The organism is Geothermobacter hydrogeniphilus, assembly GCF_002898515.1.
GTDB lineage: Bacteria > Desulfobacterota > Desulfuromonadia > Desulfuromonadales > Geothermobacteraceae > Geothermobacter_A.
This window is the reverse complement of sequence record NZ_PPFX01000002.1, coordinates 155,691-171,788: the sequence shown is the minus strand read 5'-3', so window position 1 is coordinate 171,788 and position 16,098 is coordinate 155,691. Positions and strand designations below refer to the sequence as shown.

Sequence of the window (16,098 nt, the reverse complement as noted above, 5' to 3'; positions counted from 1 at the left end):
ATACGTTCAAACCTGAAGGAGTTAATACCCAGGCATGACCCGCAGTGACATGAAAGCGAAGATCGACACCCTCTGGACCCACTTCTGGACCGGCGGCGTGACCAATCCCCTGACCGTGATCGAGCAGATCTCCTTTTTGATGTTCGCCCGTCTGCTCGACATCGCCGAGTCGCGCGAGGAGAAGCGTGCCGGCCGTACCGGCAAATCCTTCAAGCGCCGGTTCCCCGAAACCAACGAGGGCCAGGCGCTGCGCTGGCACCGGTTCAAGAACCTGCCGGCCGAGCAGATGCTCCCCTTTGTTCGCGACAAGGTCTTTCCGCACTTCAAGACCGTCTCGGTCGACGGCGCCAAGTTCGGCGAGTACATGAAGGACGCCCAGCTGATGATCCAGAAGCCGGCCTTGCTGGTGCAGGCGGTCAACATGATCGACGAGCTGCCGCTGACGCAAGGGGACACCAAGGGCGATCTTTACGAGTACCTGCTCAGCAAGCTGACCACCGCCGGCATCCAGGGGCAGTTCCGCACCCCGCGCCATATCATCAGGCTGATGGTCGAGATGATGGAGCCCAGCCTCGAAGCGGCCGAGACCATCGCCGACCCGGCCTGCGGCACCGCCGGCTTTCTGGTCGAGACCATGCACTATCTGCAGAAGAAGTACACCTCCAAAGAAGGGGTGCTGCAGGAGGAGGACGGCAGCCTGGTCTACAGCTGCGACCTGATGGAGCCTTACCGCGAGCACGTGCAGAGCGGTCTGCTGACCGGCTTCGACTTCGACGTCACCATGCTGCGCATCGCCGCCATGAACCTGCTGCTGCACGGCATCGAAGCGCCCGATATTCACTACCAGGACACCATGAGCGGTGGTTTCTCGGACAAGTTCCCCCGGCATTCCAAAGAGGCCTTCGACGTCATCCTCGCCAATCCGCCCTTCAAGGGAAGTCTCGATTACGAGGATGTCGACAGCAGCCTGCTGGCCAAGGTCAAGACCAAGAAGACCGAGCTGCTGTTTGTCGTGCGCATTCTGCAGATGCTCAAGAACGGCGGCCGCTCGGCGACCATCGTCCCTGACGGGGTGCTGTTCGGTTCCAGCAAGGCGCACGTTGCCCTGCGGCAGATGCTGGTTGATCAGAACCAGTTAGAGGCGATCATCTCCCTGCCGTCCGGGGTGTTCAAACCCTACGCCGGGGTGTCGACCGCGATTCTGGTTTTCACCAAGGGCGGTGAGACCCGTGACGTCTTCTTCTACGACGTGCAGGCCGATGGTTTCTCCCTCGACGACAAGCGCAACCCGATCGACGCCAACGATCTGCCCGACTGCCTGGAGCGGTTCAAAAAGCGTGACCCGCAGCAGGATACCGACCGCACCGCCAAGGCGTTTTTCGTGCCGGCGGAGGAGATTCGCAAGAACAAGTATGATCTGTCGTTGAACCGCTACAAGGAGGAGGTTTACGAAGAGGTTGTGTATGAAGAGCCGCAGGTGATTCTGGGGAAATTGCGGGAGTTGGAGCAGGAGATTCTGGCGGATCTGGATGAGTTGGAGGGGATGTTGGGATGAACTGGAACACCTATAAAATTTCTGAAATAACAGAAGTTGTTACCAAGGGGACAACACCTACAACTTTAAAAATGAATTATGCCGAAAGTGGTGTGCCTTTCTTGAGGGCGCAAAACCTACAGAATGGGACTGTTGTCCTAGATGATGACACCCTGTTTATTGATACAGAAACCCACAAATCATTGAGCAGATCAATGATCCGGCCGAATGATGTGCTTGTTTCTATCGCTGGAACAATTGGTAGGACGGCTTTGGTGCCTGAGGGCATGCAAGAAATGAATTGCAACCAGGCTGTAGCTATCGTTCGGCCAAATACGAAAGTCGACTCCAGGTATCTAGCCAAGTGGTTGAATTCGAGAGGCGCAGAAAGCCAAATACTCGGCAAAAAAGTCACAGCAACAATTGCCAATTTAAGCTTGTCTCAGATTAAGAGCCTTGAACTCCCTCTCCCCCCACTCCCCGAACAGCGCCGCATCGCCGCCATCCTCGACAAGGCCGACGCCATCCGCCGCAAACGGCAGCAAGCCATCCGCCTGGCCGAAGAATTCCTCCGCTCCGTCTTCCTCGACATGTTCGGCGACCCGGTTTTGAATCCGAAGGGGTGGAAAACAGAGAGAATGGGAGACGTATGTGATGTTCGTGATGGAACCCATGATTCGCCTAAGTATGTAGAAAATGGCGGACGCGCCTTGGTGACCTCTAAAAACTTGTCTGCGGGTAATCTTGACCTAACCAATGTAAATTATATTTCTGAAGATGATTATGTGCAGATCTGCAGGCGTTCGAAGGTCGATATCGGAGATATTTTAATGCCAATGATTGGGACGATTGGGAGTCCGGTATTGATAGAAGAAAAACCAGATTTCGCAATTAAAAACGTTGCTTTGATCAAATTTAAAGAAGGTTCACCTGAAGCTATATATGTGCTCAATGTTCTGCGAAGTCACTATTTTAAACACATTGTTAATAAGACAAGTAGGGGGGGGACTCAAAAGTTTATCTCTCTAGGTGATTTGCGTTCTTTTCCGTTGAGGATACCACCAAATAATATCCAACTGGAGTTTTCCCGGCGAGTAAGAAGTGTTGAAGGGCTTAAAATTAAGCTAGAGAAAACCGCGGAGAAGGACAATTATTTTTTCAACGCACTCGTCCAGCGGGCCTTTCGAGGAGAACTCTGAGTGGGGCCGACAAGGTGGCTATCTGTTGAATTTTATGAGAAAATTGGTAGGCGATGGCCTTGGAATAGTTTATGATTGAGGGTATGAAAAAGCAAAAGATCATTATAATGTCAAATCAAGGACCAGCCTTGACGCGACTTTTTTCTGCAACGGTTATTAAGGAACTTGCGTCAAGCGGCTGGTCTGGTTTAGGCGTTAAAATCCTTAAGGATGCTGGTTTGTCGGGGGTGTTCGATCCGTCAACTACATTGAGATCTTTCTTTGACACTATCTATGACGCTCTGTTTCATTCTTACCGTAGCGAATATATCTATAAAAATGTCATTGCTCAGAAAATCCTATTAGGAATCCACTCGTTAAATACTTCATTTATGCTGACAGAATTTCGTTCTGCTCTATGTCGAGCCGATGTTGTTCTGCTCAATGGCACCAGCACGGTTTACGAGATCAAGTCTGCCTATGACAGTATGGGGCGACTGTCTCGACAGCTACAGGCATATCGCCAACTTTTCGATAAGGTGTGTGTCATTACTGCGCCGTCGCAAGTTGAGAATGTCAAACAACACATTGCAGATGACGTCGGGTTATTGGTTTTGAGTGACAGAAATACCCTGACGACTATCCAAGAACCATCCTCAATGAAAAATTCAGTTGTGCCTTCAGCAATTTTTGATTCTCTTCGCCGGAAGGAATATGAGGAGATCGTAAGGATGCGTTTTGGGGCCGTTCCTGATGTGCCGAACACCAGGATTTACCAGGCATGTCATGATCTTTTCTGTACTCTTGATCCCGTGGACGCCCACGATTCAATGGTTTTGGTTCTCAAAAAACGTGGGGGCAGTAAACGCTTGAATGAGTTTATAGAAAGTGTTCCCTCCTCTCTCAAAGCGGCATCTCTTTCATGTAAACTTAGCGCTAAAGAACAATCTCGGTTTTCTCTTTTGTTGAATTCCGTAATTGGCGACTGCCTATCAATCTGCTAGAAATTCTATGACAGGAGGGGTGATGTATTATCCATATTTTCGTGGCAAACAGTATGAGCTGATCACTATCCGCGAGAATGCCGAGCGCATGTCTCAAGCGAACATTATTCCCATCATTGAGCCCGTAAAAAGAAGTTTAACCGGATTGCGCAGAGCGCTGGAAGCCCTTATGGCGCAACAGACACAGTTTGTTTTGGTGATGAATCCTTTACATGGAGAACTTAACGGCGGAGCAGAAGAGCTTCAGGCTGAAATCGTTGAGGGACTGCTGGCCGACTACGATGACTGTCGTCTTGGCTTTGTTGTGGGTTCAAACACGTTGCTGGAAGACGTCCAGGAGTTTTGTCAGAGACAAAATAAGGATGTTTCGATTATTCACTATGGCTACCCAAGGGCGGGCGAGCTGGCTGGCGCTGTAAATGGAATTGTGGCGATTAGAGAGCATATTTTTATTGATGAATGTTGCAGCCGTCTATATCGCAGGAATTTTAGAAATGATTACCGGGTCCTGGTTCGTGATGGTTTTGTAAAGCGCACCAATCGAGAACATCCTGAAGTCGAGCACTTCTCAGAGTTGCATATCACCTACACAGAAGACGGTTTTGGCGGGTTCGGAGATTTCCTGACTGTTGGAGATGATTTTTCGGAGAGTGGTGGCCCGGCATATGCTGTTGCTATTCACTTGACATATATCGATAGCAACGAAGATGACGATATGTTTATCAAGCATTATATTTCTGATCGAACGACGTCCCCCACAGATCCGGGAGGCAAGTTTCTTGAGGCGTTGCAGAAACTTGTTGATGATGTTGAAGATCCGAATTCGAAGATTTTAAGATCAGAAGCTGTGAACGAGTTTTTGGAGCTCCATGCTCGTGGACATTTTCCTGGTTTGGGATATGTCAAGAAGCTTTCGATGCAGCACCATATTGAATTGATAGCAAGTCTCCAGGGGGGCTGAACCATGGAGAAATGCTGCGGGGGGTGCTTTGGCGATTGGTTTTTAGCAGACTATATTGATGATTCAAGTGATGAAGTTGGCGAGTGTAAATTTTGTGGTTCAAGAGATGTAAAAATCATATCGCCACAGGAGTTGCTTTTTCATTTTGATTCGTTGTTCGAGCTTTACGAAGAGTCCGTTGATCCAGAGGCCACCAGTCTTGAGTCGTTATTGCGTGAGGATTGGGGGTTATTTGAAGGGCTTGGGCGAGTCAAGGCTGAAAAGTTGCTGGCTCATATATTCGATAACCTTGATGTTTTTCGTTGCGAATTCTTACCGTCTCAAGACAGTGAAACTACAGCGATTCTGCAGTGGGAGGCATTCAGAGAGGAGTTGAAGCATCAACGACGTTTTTTTCCAACCAATAACAGCGAAATTTTGAATCTCGAAACTTCGTTTGTTGCCCTTGAGTCGAGGGCAACTCTTACAGTTTGTAGGGCAAGGGTATGTGATCAGGGTGTTCCATTCTCGCTGGATGAAATGGGCAAGCCCCCTGAAAAATTGGTTGGGAACGGGCGTGCCAACCCCGTCGGAATTCCATGTCTTTATGTTGCCTCAGATGCTGCGACTGCTGTAGCAGAGATTCGACCACACAAGGGTGAGATCGTTTGTGTTGCTGAGTTCGAGTTTAGATCCGCTCTCTCTTTTGTCGATTTGCGTGATCCCAGAAAAAAAATATCACCATTTTCTTTGGACGAGGAAGATTTGCGGATGGTTCATAGAAATATGGGCTATCTGTGTCGGCTCGGAGGTGAGTTGACGATGCCGATATTGCCACGTACCGCCCATCTTGATTATTTGCCGAGCCAATATTTATGCGAGTTTATCAAGTCTTGTGGTTATGACGGAGTTGTCTATAAAAGTGCTATGGGTCCAGGGGTCAATTACGCAATTTTTAATGATTCTGAGGTTTCTGGAAAAGACGTTAGCCTGTATCAGGTTAACCATGTTCATGTAGAATCCAGTCCCTTCAATCCTCTGTAATCACCCGCCTTGTGTCCAACAAGGTCATCATCTGCCGATCTGCTAACGGCAAAGCTTTTGGCCGACGAGCTTTGTTTGAGAGAAAAAAACTCTCAAAAATTGATAGATATCTCAGATTTGTGTTATTCTGGTCTCGTCAAGAGAAAATATCTCTCAAGGAGACAAGATATGCTCATCAATTTCACCCTCGAAAATTGGCGTTCGTTTCGTAACCCGGCGACCTTCAGCATGGTCGCCAGTCGTGAGAAGCAGCATGGGGAACGTCTTGCGCGTGTCGAGCGCTACAAGCTTCGGTTGCTGCCGGTCGCGGCGATCTACGGTGGCAACGCCTCGGGTAAAACCAACTTTTTCGCCGCGCTCAACTTTGCCCGCAACCTGATTGTGCGCGGCACCCGTCCGGATGAGTTGATCCCGGTTGAGACCTTTCGGCTGGATGGTGAATCGGGGCAGAAGGCAACGTGCTTCAGTTTTGAGCTGCTGGTTGGTGAAACGATTTATGAATATGGCTTCGCCGTCAACCAGGAGCGGGTTGTTGAAGAGCGCCTTGTTGAGGTGCGTCCAACCACCGAAAAGGAACTGTTCGTCCGCAATCTGGATGAAGTCCGCTTTGCTCCTGCTTTGGATAAGGACCGGTTTCTCCATTTCGCCTTCAAGGGAACCCGCGAAAACCAGCTCTTTCTGACCAATGCCGTGCAGCAGAAGGTCGAAACTTTCAAGCCGGTTTACGACTGGTTCAAGGAGAATCTGGTGCTGATTGCTCCCGACACCCGGTTCGAACCCTTTGAGCAGTTTCTTCAGGAAGGCAGCCCTCTTTATGCCACGATGAACAAATATCTTGGATTGCTTGATACGGGTATCGCCCAGCTTGGTGGCGAGGATGTCAGCTTTGACAATCTCCCCCTGCCCGAAGAAATGCGCAGCCAATTGCAATCTTCCCTGAAAGAAGGGATGACCTTGCGACTGATGTCCCCATTTCATGAGCGCTATGTGTTCACCCGCAAGGATGGTGAGATTGTCGCCAGGAAGCTGGTGACCTATCACGAGACTTCTGGCGGCGATCTGGCCAAGTTTGAAATGGGCCAGGAATCGGATGGGTCCAAGCGCGTTATCGACCTGCTGCCGGCCTTTTTGGAAATGTCCTCCCGTGAGTCGACGCAGATTTATGTCATCGATGAAGTCGATCGCAGTCTGCACACCCTGCTGACCCGGCAGCTGCTTGAGGGCTACCTGGAGGCCTGTTCCCCGGAAAACCGCTCCCAGCTTCTTTTGACAACGCATGATGTGTTGCTGATGGATCAGGATCTTTTGCGTCGGGACGAGATGTGGATCGCAGAACGCGACCAAGAGGGTGGTTCTTCGCTCCTTTCTTTCAGTGAGTACAAGGATGTTCGCAACGACAAGGATATCCGCAAGAGCTACTTGCAGGGTCGGCTGGGTGGTGTGCCGCGGCTGTTGATCTCCGGCGCGTTGGCGAACAGCGATTTGGAGGTGTCTGAACGGGAGGCAGCCGTTGGCGAGGCGTAAATTCAGGCGCCCTCTTGGTGAGCGGCGCTATAAGAAGTTGTTCGTGATTGCTACTGAAGGGGCGGAGACCGAACCACGCTACTTCAAGATGTTTGAAGGAGACGGGAGCGTCGTTCACGTTCATTCTTTAAAAGGTAAAAACCGGAGTGCCCCACCGCAGGTTCTTAAGAGAATGAATGACTACCTGAAAGAAAAAGGGTTGAAGAATAGCGATGAGGCCTGGCTGGTGGTCGATACCGATCAATGGACCGAGGCGCAACTTCAGCAGTTGCATCAGTGGAGTCAGGCAAAAGAGAACTATGGCCTGGCGGTCAGTAATCCCCAGTTTGAATTCTGGCTGTTGCTGCACTTTGAAGATGGCAATGACGTAGGCACCTCGCGGGAATGCGTCACCCGGCTTAAACGACAACTGCCTGGATATCAAAAGGGAGCTGTTGATGTGAAGCAATTTACCAGCGGGGTTGCAGATGCTGTTGAACGTGCCAGCCGTCGGGATACGCCATCCTGTGCCGATTGGCCCCGCACAACCGGGACAACGGTTTATCGGTTGGTGCAAAGCCTGACGGCCAATTGCTGACAATGGTGGGTTGAGGCAACTACCGAGGAATACTCGGTGATTCAACGCGCAGAGAAGGGCGAACTGTTGTAAATAAATGCAACAGTTCAAAATGAGGAAGTTTTTGACCATGTCCGACAAGGTCGATATTTATCAATCCGGCGACGGCAAAGCCCCTCAATGTGCGGCTTGAGCAGGAAACCGTCTGTCTGTCTCAGACGCAAATGGTTGATCTGTTTGAACGCAGTCAGCCGGTGATATCGCGCCATATCAATAATGTTTTCAAAGAGGGCGAGCTCGACGAAAAAAGCAATATGCAAAAAATGCAAATTGCAAATTCAGACCGGTCGGTCACCTTTTACAGCCTCGATGTCATCATTCCCGGACACACACATTGAAGGGACGTTGTTTAATCGTTGAAAGAAGGTCACTGAAGGAAGCCTTCTGGGCTTTTTGCCCGTAATGCGATACGGCAGGGCTGATACCACCCCGCTGTCCTTTCTGCTTTCACCTGCCTGGAAACCTTCCCGGAAGACCCGAGATGCAAATCCGGGGGGAAGGCATCCGAAATGCTTTTCGCCCGTTCCCGATTTGCGCTATGATGGCCGCCGTTTGGGCGCATGACGCGCGATATTCGGATGAGGGGAGAAACCATGAACCTGAACTGTTTCAAAGCCTACGATATCCGCGGGCGACTGCCCGATGAACTGAATGAAGAGATCGCCTGGCGCATCGGCCGCGCCTATGCCGCCTTTCTCAAGCCGCGGACGGTGGTGGTCGGCCGCGATGTCCGCCTTTCCAGCGAGGCGCTGACTGCGGCGCTGAGCCGTGGCCTGACAGAAGGGGGCGCGGACGTGGTCGATATCGGCCTGTGCGGCACCGAGGAGGTCTACTTCGCCACCGATTACGGACGGCATGACGGCGGCATCATGGTGACCGCCAGTCACAACCCGGCCGACTTCAACGGCATGAAGCTGGTCAGAGAAGGGGCCCGGCCGATCAGCGGCGACAGCGGCCTGTCGACGATTCGCGAGCTGGTGGCCGGCGGTGACTTTCCGGCGGTGGAACGGATCGGCGGGATCCGCGAGGAGAACTATCGCGGTCCCTATATCCGTCACCTGCTCGGCTATCTCGGCGAGGACGGCCTGCGCCGGTTGAAGATCGTCGCCAACCCCGGCAACGGCTGCGCCGGCCCGGTGCTCAAGCTGCTTGAAGCCCAGCTGCCGTTCGAGTTCATCCCGGTGCATTTCGAGCCGGACGGTTCCTTTCCCAACGGCATCCCCAACCCGCTGCTGCCGGAGAACCGCAGTGCCACCGCCGACGCGGTTCTCGCCGTCGGGGCCGACTTCGGCGTCGCCTGGGACGGTGACTTCGACCGCTGCTTTTTGTTCGACGAGCGCGGCCGTTTCATCGAGGGCTACTACATCGTCGGCCTGCTGGCCGAGGCGTTGCTCGGTTTCGCACCGGGTGCGAAAATCATCCACGATCCGCGTCTGACCTGGAACACGGTCGAGGTGGTTGAACGCGCCGGGGGAACGCCGATCATGAGCAAGACCGGTCACGCCTTCATCAAGGAGCGGATGCGGGCCGAGGACGCGTTGTACGGCGGGGAGATGAGCGCCCATCACTATTTTCGCGATTTCGCCTACTGCGACAGCGGCATGATCCCCTGGCTGCTGGTGGCCGGGCTGGTCTGCCGCAGCGGCAAACCGCTCTCGGCGCTGGTCGATGAGCGGATCGCCGCCTACCCGTCGAGCGGGGAAATCAACCGCCAGGTCGCCGATCCGGCGGTCGCCATGCGGCGGGTTGAAGATCATTACGCCGGGCAGGGGGGAGCCGTCGACCGCACCGACGGCCTGTCGATCGATTTTGCCGACTGGCGCTTCAACCTGCGGCCGTCCAACACCGAGCCGGTGCTGCGGCTCAATGTCGAGGCGCGCGGCGACCGGGCGTTGATGGAGAATCGGACGGCGGAAATCCTCGACCTGCTCGATACCTGAGGGTCCCAGTCCGCAAAACAGCCGGTGGTCCGGGGAGCGGCGACGTCTTGCAATGGCCGCCCAAATGGGTTAGTTTCCTGAACCAAATCGGGATGGCGTCGCAAAATGTCCGCACCCCGTTGTTGTCGCACTTTTTCGAGACCTCGACATACAACATGTATGTCTTCGCCCTCGAAAAACCACGACGCCTAGTGGTGCGAAAATTTTGCTTAGCCATCGCAGAGAATTTGCGAAACCATCAATCGGGAAACCCCGTCATCTATTTTTATAGAGGTTCAGGACTATGCGCTACAGCCAGTACATGCTCAACACCGTCAAGGAAGTTCCCGCCGACGCGGAGGTTCTCAGCCACCAGCTGATGATCCGTACCGGGATGATCAAGAAGGTCGCCGCCGGGATCTACAGCTACCTGCCCTTCGGGCTGCGCGCCCTGCGCAAGGTCGAGCAGATCGTCCGCGAGGAGATGAACCGCGCCGGCGCCATCGAGGTGCTGATGCCGATGGTGACCCCGGCCGAACTCTGGCAGGAGTCGGGACGCTGGCAGCAGTACGGCAAGGAACTGCTGCGGCTCAAGGACCGCAAGCAGGCGGACTTCTGCCTCGGGCCGACCCATGAAGAGGTGATCACCGACATCGTCCGCCGTGAAATCCGCTCCTACCGCCAGCTGCCGCTCAACCTCTACCAGATCCAGACCAAGTTCCGTGACGAGATCCGCCCCCGTTTCGGGTTGATGCGCGGTCGCGAGTTTGTCATGAAGGATGCCTATTCCTTCGATCTCGATGATGCCGGCGCGGATGAGTCCTACCGGAAAATGTACCAGGCTTACCGCCGTATTTTCGAACGCTGCGGATTGAAGTTCCGTGCCGTCGAGGCCGACTCCGGCGCCATCGGCGGCTCCTTCTCCCACGAGTTCATGGTACTGGCCGAGTCGGGCGAGGACGCCATCGTCTCCTGCGACAGCTGCGAGTACGCCGCCAATGTCGAGAAGGCGGAACTGAAAGCGGCCGGGACGGCCGCGGCCCCCGCCGCGCAGTTGGAAAAGGTCCTCACCCCGGCCCGCAGGAGTATCGAGGATGTGGCCGCCTACCTCAAGCTCGATCCGCGGCAGCTGGTCAAGACCCTGGTTGTCGAAACCGACAGCGGTGAGGTGGTCGCGGTGCTGCTGCGTGGTGACCGCGAGCTGAACACCATCAAGCTCTGCAACCTGCTCGATGCTGACTGGGTTGAGATGGCCGGTGACGAAGCGGTGCTCAAGGCGACCGGCGCCCCGACCGGGTTCGCCGGTCCGGTCGGTCTGTCGCTGCGCATCCTTGCCGACCTGGAGGTCGAGGCGATGAGCGATTTCGTCGTCGGTGCCAATGAAAAGGACTACCACTATACCGGTGCCAACCACGGACGTGATTTCCAGGTGGAGCGGTTCGCCGATCTGCGCCAGGCGGTCGCCGGGGACGCCTGCCCGCGCTGTGATGGGAAACTGGAGTCCTGGCGCGGGGTCGAGGTCGGACACGTTTTCAAGCTCGGCACCAAGTACTCCGAGAGCATGGCGGCGAAGGTGCTGGATGAACAGGGGCGGGAACGCGCCCTGGTCATGGGCTGCTACGGGATCGGCATCGGCCGCACGGTGGCCGCCTCGATCGAGCAGAACCACGATGAGAACGGCATCATCTGGCCGATGCCGATTGCCCCTTTCCAGGTGCTGATCACGCTGGTCAATCCCAAGGATGAGGCGGTCTGTGAGGCCGGCGAGAAACTCTACCGGGATCTTCTTGAGCAGGGCATCGAGGTTCTGCTTGACGACCGTGACGAACGTCCGGGCAGCAAGTTCAAGGATGCTGACCTGATCGGCATCCCGTTGCGGGTCACGGTCGGTTCGCGGGGCTTGAAGGATGGCAACCTTGAATTGCAGGTACGTCGCGGCGGTGAGCGCAGCATGGTGCCGCTGGCCGAGGTGGCCTCCCGGGTGACAGCGATCGTGACCACGGAACTGGCTTCCTGAGCGGTCGGAAGGAGAGGGGATGAGCCTGACCATCAGCAGCCACGGCCGGATCAATCTGCCTCCGGCCGTGGTGCGTGAACTGCGCAACCAGCCGCTGGAGGCGCGTTCCTTTTCCTGCAATCACCTGCTGCTGACCGCTTCGGGCGAACAGGAGGTCTGTCTGGCGGGAGTGCTCGGTGCCCTGGGCCTTCCTGACCTGCTTTCCTTTTTCAACATGTTTCGCCACACCGGGGTGCTGCGTTTCCATCTTCAGGGTGGAGAGAAAGCCCTCTATTTTCAGGATGGTGAGATCGTTTTCGCCACCAGTTCCTTTCCCGAAGAGGAGCTCGGCGAGATTCTCTTCGGTCTCGGCAAGGTCGATCGGGAAACCCTCGACAAGGCCCGTCAGTTCGCGACCTCGCGCCGAACCATCGGCAAAATTCTGGTCGAAAAAAAAGCTGTCACCGCCAAGGACCTCTGGGAAGCGACCCGCAACCAGGTTGAAACGATCGTTTACAATCTGTTTGTCTTCAACGAGGGGAGCTTTTCTTTCGAGCCTCGTTCATTGGAAAATGAACAGATTGTCCGATTGTCGATGGGGACCCAGAATCTGATCATGGAAGGGCTCAGGCGGATCGACGAACGCGGCCTGTTCATGAACGTGATCGGTTCACTCGATCTTTTGCCGGTTGCTACCGGGGCGGGGGCCGAAGGCCTTTCGCCCGCCGAACAACGGTTGCTTGAGCTGATCGGTCAGACTCCTGCCGTGGCGGCCGGGGAAGTTCTGCGGCGGAGCGGACTTGGTGAATTCGACGGGCTGCGGCTGCTGTTCAGTCTGGTTGAGAAAAAGCGGGTCCGTATGGAGTCCGCGCCAGAAGTCGAGGTTGACGGTATTCCGGGAGAGATCCTCAAGATTTACAACAGCGCCCTGGTGGTGATGTATCACAAGATAACGGATCGCAACCCGCGCTTCGGGCAGGAGGTCCGCTACTTCCTGCGTGACCTTCCCCAACCCTTCTCCTATCTCTTCCGCGATGTCGCCATCTCCGCCGAAGGGGCGGTTGATGGTGGCCGTATCCTCAGCAACTTGGAGGGGCTTGCAGAAGGGGACAAACAGAAACTGCTCGTCGACGGGCTCAACGAACTGTTATTCATGGAATGTCTCGCCGCGCGGCGTGATCTGCCGCACGAGGAGTCGGCCGAACTGGTCGCCCGGGTTCAGGAGATCTCACGGCGTGTCAAGGAATTTATCGGGAGGAAAACATGATCGATAAAGCACGTGAAAGACTCATCTTCGCCCTGGATGTCGACAGCCTTGAGGAGGCGCAGCGGTGGGTCGCGTTGCTGCATGACAAGGTCGGTGTCTTCAAGGTCGGTAAACAGCTTTTCACCCGTTGCGGGCCGCAGGTGGTGCGCATGATCCGCGACGGCGGCGGCGAGGTTTTCCTCGATCTGAAATATCATGACATTCCCAACACCGTGGCGATGGCGGCTCTGGAAGCCTGTCGACTGGGGGTGAAGATGTTCAATGTTCATGCCCTCGGTGGCGCGGAAATGATGCGGACCACAGTCGCCCGGGTTGATGAGCAGTATCCTCGCGGTTCGACCGGGAGACCGCTGCTTCTGGCGGTGACCATCCTCACCTCCAGCACCGACCAGACCCTGCTTGAACTCGGAATCGACCGGCCGGTCGCCGAGATGGTGCCGCGATTGGCGCGCCTGGCCGCCGATGCCGGTTTTGACGGTGTGGTCGCTTCGCCGCGCGAGGTTGAGGCGATCCGCGCGGCCTGTGGTCCCGATTTCGCCATCGTGACCCCCGGCGTGCGTCCCGCCTTTGCCTCTGTTGACGATCAGAAGAGGGTCACGACACCGGCGGACGCCCTTGTCGCCGGCAGCGATTACCTGGTGATCGGCCGGCCGATTTCCGCCGCTGACGACCCGCAGCAGGCCGCCGGGAAGATCCTCCAGGAGATGGCCGCGGCCCTCGACGCCAAGTGAGCGGCGACGATCTCATCTACGGTATCAACCCGGTGCGCGAGGCCCTGCAGGCCGGGCAACGCGAGCCGCGCCGGCTGCTGCTGCGTCAGGGAGTTCTCAATCCGCGCCTGGAAGAGATCGCTTCGGTGGCGGTTGACCGCGGCGTTCCCTGCCGCCGACTGACCGCCGAGGAATTTGAACGGCTGTGCGGACCGGCCCGCCACCAGGGGGTCGCCCTCTATCTCGCTCCCTTCGCCTATCTGGATTTCACGGATCTGCTGGCGGCTGCCCGCTCCGGGCCCGAGCCGCCTTTTATCCTGCTGCTCGACGGCATCACCGATCCGCACAATTTCGGCGCCATTCTGCGCAGCGCCGAGGCGGCCGGTTGCCAGGGGGTGGTGGTGGCGCGTGACCGGAGCTGTCCGGTGTCGGCCATTGTCGACAAGACCTCCGCCGGCGCCCTGGAGCATCTGCCCCTCTGCCGGGTGACCAACCTGGCGCGGACGATCGATCAGTTGAAGGACGAAGGGATCTGGGTCTACGCCCTGGCCGGAGAGGCGGGGGCGGAGGATCTCTATCGCAGCAACCTCAGAGGCCCGGTGGCCATCGTCGTCGGCAGCGAAGGTAGCGGCGTGCGGCCGAACGTGCGACGGCACTGCGACGGCCTGCTGGCCCTGCCGATGAAAGGACGGGTGAGCAGTCTCAATGCTTCGGTGGCGGCAGCCCTGGCCCTCTACGAGGTGGTACGCCAGCGGGAGGTCGGGAAATAGATCTTTAAGCAACCTGCCTTGCGCGGAGGCGCAAAGACGCAGAGGTGCAAAGTAATTGTTTACATCCCCTCACCCAGCCCCTGTCCCTTTCGAGGGGGACAGTCCCCAAGAACATCCCCCTCACTCTGCCGCTGAAGGGCGAGGGATTTTTCGCCAAATCAAGGCGCGACCTGATGAGCGCGGAGACATAGCGGCAGCTATGTCGCACAAGCGAAGAGGAACGCAACACAGAGTTGGCGGAAAAGAACCGCCCCTGCTCCCTTCGATGAGCGCGGAGTCGTAGCGGCAGCTACGTCGCACAAGCGAAGAGGTTTGCAACACCGAGCTGGGCCAAAAGGCCCGCCCCTGTCGCTGCCACGGAGTCGTTCTGCTGTGTTAGCCACCGCCGTCAAAGGGCGCGGGATTTTGCGCCGAATCAAGGCGCTTGCCGATGAGCGCGGAGTCGTACCGACAGGTACGTCGCACAAGCGAAGAGGTAAGCAACGCGGAGTCGGCACAAAAGACCCGCCCCTGAAAGACAAAAAAATGGGGTGTCCCCAGGAGGGAGAAGGACACCCCAAAGCGTAGTGGTTGTTGCTGTTTATATGTGACCAGATTTGTAAGCTATTGTCAAGGGGAGCCCATAAAAAAGTTAATATCCGGCAACCCCCGGCAATTCTTCCTGCCTTCCGTGACGGAGTCCGCCCACGCGAGAGAGGTCGTTGCGGGCGATGCTTCGGAGTGATTTTTAAAAATCAAAAATTTTCATCGAAATCGGCATCTTCGGGTTGACAAGTGATGCTGATTCAACTATAAGTTTCTCCCCGTTGGGCAGGGCAAAGAAGGTGCAAAAAAGTCCTTGCATTTTGCCGGATGCTGTTGTATAAATCGCCCCCTGTGCTGGCGTAGCTCAACTGGTAGAGCAGCTGACTTGTAATCAGCAGGTTGCGGGTTCGATTCCTGTCGCCAGCTCCATCCGGTTGACCGGGCGCGGGCCCTTGAAAAAGAGAATAAGCTATCCCCTGGAGGGGTTCCCGAGTGGCCAAAGGGAGCAGACTGTAAATCTGCCGTCGAAGACTTCGGAGGTTCGAATCCTCCCCCCTCCACCACTAAATAGAAACTTGCCGGACAAGGTTCGGAAGGCATTCTCCAGGAGGCGATGAGCCGCGGGCACTGGGGGTGTGGCTGGACGGCGTCCACCGAGCTGCAGACATAGATCGCGGATTTCAGAGTTTGGGCGGGAGTAGCTCAGTTGGCTAGAGCATCAGCCTTCCAAGCTGAGGGTCGCGGGTTCGAGTCCCGTTTCCCGCTCCAAAACTTTATCAAGAAGTCTCCGCACGACGACTGAAGAGATAAGCCCACATAGCTCAGATGGTAGAGCACACCCTTGGTAAGGGTGAGGTCATCGGTTCAATTCCGATTGTGGGCTCCATTTCTTCATGTTGTCCTGGGGAGGTTTTGCTGTTTCTGCAAAGCCAGCTTCGACGGTTCCGGTTTGTTCCGGAATCGCAACCCAACGTCAGAAAAACAGGATTATTCGAAACCAGGGAGGTCGACGCAATGTCCAAGGAAAAGTTTGAAAGAACAAAGCCCCATGTCAACATCGGCACCATCGGC

General features: G+C 55.6%; 13 protein-coding genes and 4 tRNA genes. All 17 read left to right on the top strand.

The window, feature by feature from the left end; all coding sequences use genetic code 11:
- The first annotated feature begins 34 nt into the window (after positions 1 to 34).
- On the top strand, positions 35 to 1,555 hold the full coding sequence (locus C2E25_RS01940) for a type I restriction-modification system subunit M (protein ID WP_103114108.1): 1,521 nt from the start codon (positions 35 to 37) through the stop codon (positions 1,553 to 1,555).
- Positions 1,552 to 2,733 (top strand): restriction endonuclease subunit S, encoded by a 1,182-nt coding sequence (locus C2E25_RS01935; RefSeq protein WP_103114107.1) that lies wholly within the window; start codon positions 1,552 to 1,554, stop codon positions 2,731 to 2,733. Before C2E25_RS01940 ends, C2E25_RS01935 begins: the two co-directional genes overlap by 4 nt.
- Before the next feature lie 71 nt (positions 2,734 to 2,804).
- A complete protein-coding gene (locus tag C2E25_RS01930; RefSeq protein ID WP_103114106.1) occupies positions 2,805 to 3,716 on the top strand; it encodes a sce7726 family protein in 912 nt (303 codons plus the stop codon).
- Positions 3,717 to 3,738: 22 nt separating this feature from the next.
- Positions 3,739 to 4,677, top strand: coding sequence for a sce7725 family protein (locus C2E25_RS01925; protein ID WP_103114105.1), 939 nt, complete (start codon positions 3,739 to 3,741; stop codon positions 4,675 to 4,677).
- 3 nt (positions 4,678 to 4,680) lie between these two features.
- Positions 4,681 to 5,700, top strand: a complete 1,020-nt coding sequence (locus C2E25_RS01920; RefSeq protein ID WP_103114104.1) for an RES domain-containing protein — start codon at positions 4,681 to 4,683, stop codon at positions 5,698 to 5,700.
- A 57-nt stretch (positions 5,701 to 5,757) separates the two neighbouring features.
- Positions 5,758 to 7,224, top strand: a complete 1,467-nt coding sequence (locus tag C2E25_RS01915; protein WP_233189298.1) for an AAA family ATPase — start codon at positions 5,758 to 5,760, stop codon at positions 7,222 to 7,224.
- Positions 7,225 to 7,267: 43 nt separating this feature from the next.
- On the top strand, positions 7,268 to 7,801 hold the full coding sequence (locus C2E25_RS01910; RefSeq protein WP_199177346.1) for an RloB family protein: 534 nt from the start codon (positions 7,268 to 7,270) through the stop codon (positions 7,799 to 7,801).
- Positions 7,802 to 8,004: 203 nt separating this feature from the next.
- On the top strand, positions 8,005 to 8,178 hold the full coding sequence (locus tag C2E25_RS17420; RefSeq protein WP_158247088.1) for a hypothetical protein: 174 nt from the start codon (positions 8,005 to 8,007) through the stop codon (positions 8,176 to 8,178).
- A 255-nt stretch (positions 8,179 to 8,433) separates the two neighbouring features.
- Complete coding sequence (locus tag C2E25_RS01905; RefSeq protein WP_103114101.1) at positions 8,434 to 9,780, top strand: phosphomannomutase; 1,347 nt, start codon at positions 8,434 to 8,436, stop codon at positions 9,778 to 9,780.
- 283 nt (positions 9,781 to 10,063) lie between these two features.
- The gene (locus tag C2E25_RS01900) at positions 10,064 to 11,776 is read left to right on the top strand and encodes a proline--tRNA ligase (RefSeq protein WP_103114100.1); all 1,713 of its coding nucleotides are present in this window, start codon (positions 10,064 to 10,066) and stop codon (positions 11,774 to 11,776) included.
- Positions 11,777 to 11,795: 19 nt separating this feature from the next.
- Positions 11,796 to 13,022, top strand: coding sequence for a DUF4388 domain-containing protein (locus C2E25_RS01895; protein WP_103114099.1), 1,227 nt, complete (start codon positions 11,796 to 11,798; stop codon positions 13,020 to 13,022).
- Complete coding sequence (gene pyrF, locus C2E25_RS01890) at positions 13,019 to 13,753, top strand: orotidine-5'-phosphate decarboxylase (protein ID WP_103114098.1); 735 nt, start codon at positions 13,019 to 13,021, stop codon at positions 13,751 to 13,753. The genes C2E25_RS01895 and pyrF overlap by 4 nt, the downstream gene beginning before the upstream one ends.
- Positions 13,750 to 14,502: a 23S rRNA (guanosine(2251)-2'-O)-methyltransferase RlmB gene (rlmB, locus tag C2E25_RS01885; RefSeq protein ID WP_103114097.1), complete on the top strand. Its 753-nt coding sequence runs from the start codon at positions 13,750 to 13,752 to the stop codon at positions 14,500 to 14,502. The genes pyrF and rlmB overlap by 4 nt, the downstream gene beginning before the upstream one ends.
- Positions 14,503 to 15,380: 878 nt before the next feature.
- Positions 15,381 to 15,456, top strand: a tRNA-Thr gene (locus C2E25_RS01880).
- A gap of 49 nt (positions 15,457 to 15,505) precedes the next feature.
- Positions 15,506 to 15,590 (top strand) — tRNA-Tyr (locus C2E25_RS01875).
- A gap of 128 nt (positions 15,591 to 15,718) precedes the next feature.
- Positions 15,719 to 15,795: transfer RNA gene (locus tag C2E25_RS01870), tRNA-Gly, on the top strand.
- A 42-nt stretch (positions 15,796 to 15,837) separates the two neighbouring features.
- Positions 15,838 to 15,913 (top strand) — tRNA-Thr (locus C2E25_RS01865).
- Positions 15,914 to 16,098: the final 185 nt, after the last annotated feature.

What these genes read in the sequence shown, in the direction of transcription:
- C2E25_RS01940 (WP_103114108.1), top strand. Translation starts at nt 35, where the DNA reads ATGACCCGCAGTGACATGAAAGCGAAGATCGACACCCTCTGGACCCAC.
- C2E25_RS01935 (WP_103114107.1), top strand. Translation starts at nt 1,552, where the DNA reads ATGAACTGGAACACCTATAAAATTTCTGAAATAACAGAAGTTGTTACC.
- C2E25_RS01930 (WP_103114106.1), top strand. Translation starts at nt 2,805, where the DNA reads ATGATTGAGGGTATGAAAAAGCAAAAGATCATTATAATGTCAAATCAA.
- C2E25_RS01925 (WP_103114105.1), top strand. Translation starts at nt 3,739, where the DNA reads ATGTATTATCCATATTTTCGTGGCAAACAGTATGAGCTGATCACTATC.
- C2E25_RS01920 (WP_103114104.1), top strand. Translation starts at nt 4,681, where the DNA reads ATGGAGAAATGCTGCGGGGGGTGCTTTGGCGATTGGTTTTTAGCAGAC.
- C2E25_RS17420 (WP_158247088.1), top strand. Translation starts at nt 8,005, where the DNA reads ATGGTTGATCTGTTTGAACGCAGTCAGCCGGTGATATCGCGCCATATC.
- C2E25_RS01905 (WP_103114101.1), top strand. Translation starts at nt 8,434, where the DNA reads ATGAACCTGAACTGTTTCAAAGCCTACGATATCCGCGGGCGACTGCCC.
- C2E25_RS01900 (WP_103114100.1), top strand. Translation starts at nt 10,064, where the DNA reads ATGCGCTACAGCCAGTACATGCTCAACACCGTCAAGGAAGTTCCCGCC.
- C2E25_RS01895 (WP_103114099.1), top strand. Translation starts at nt 11,796, where the DNA reads ATGAGCCTGACCATCAGCAGCCACGGCCGGATCAATCTGCCTCCGGCC.
- pyrF (WP_103114098.1), top strand. Translation starts at nt 13,019, where the DNA reads ATGATCGATAAAGCACGTGAAAGACTCATCTTCGCCCTGGATGTCGAC.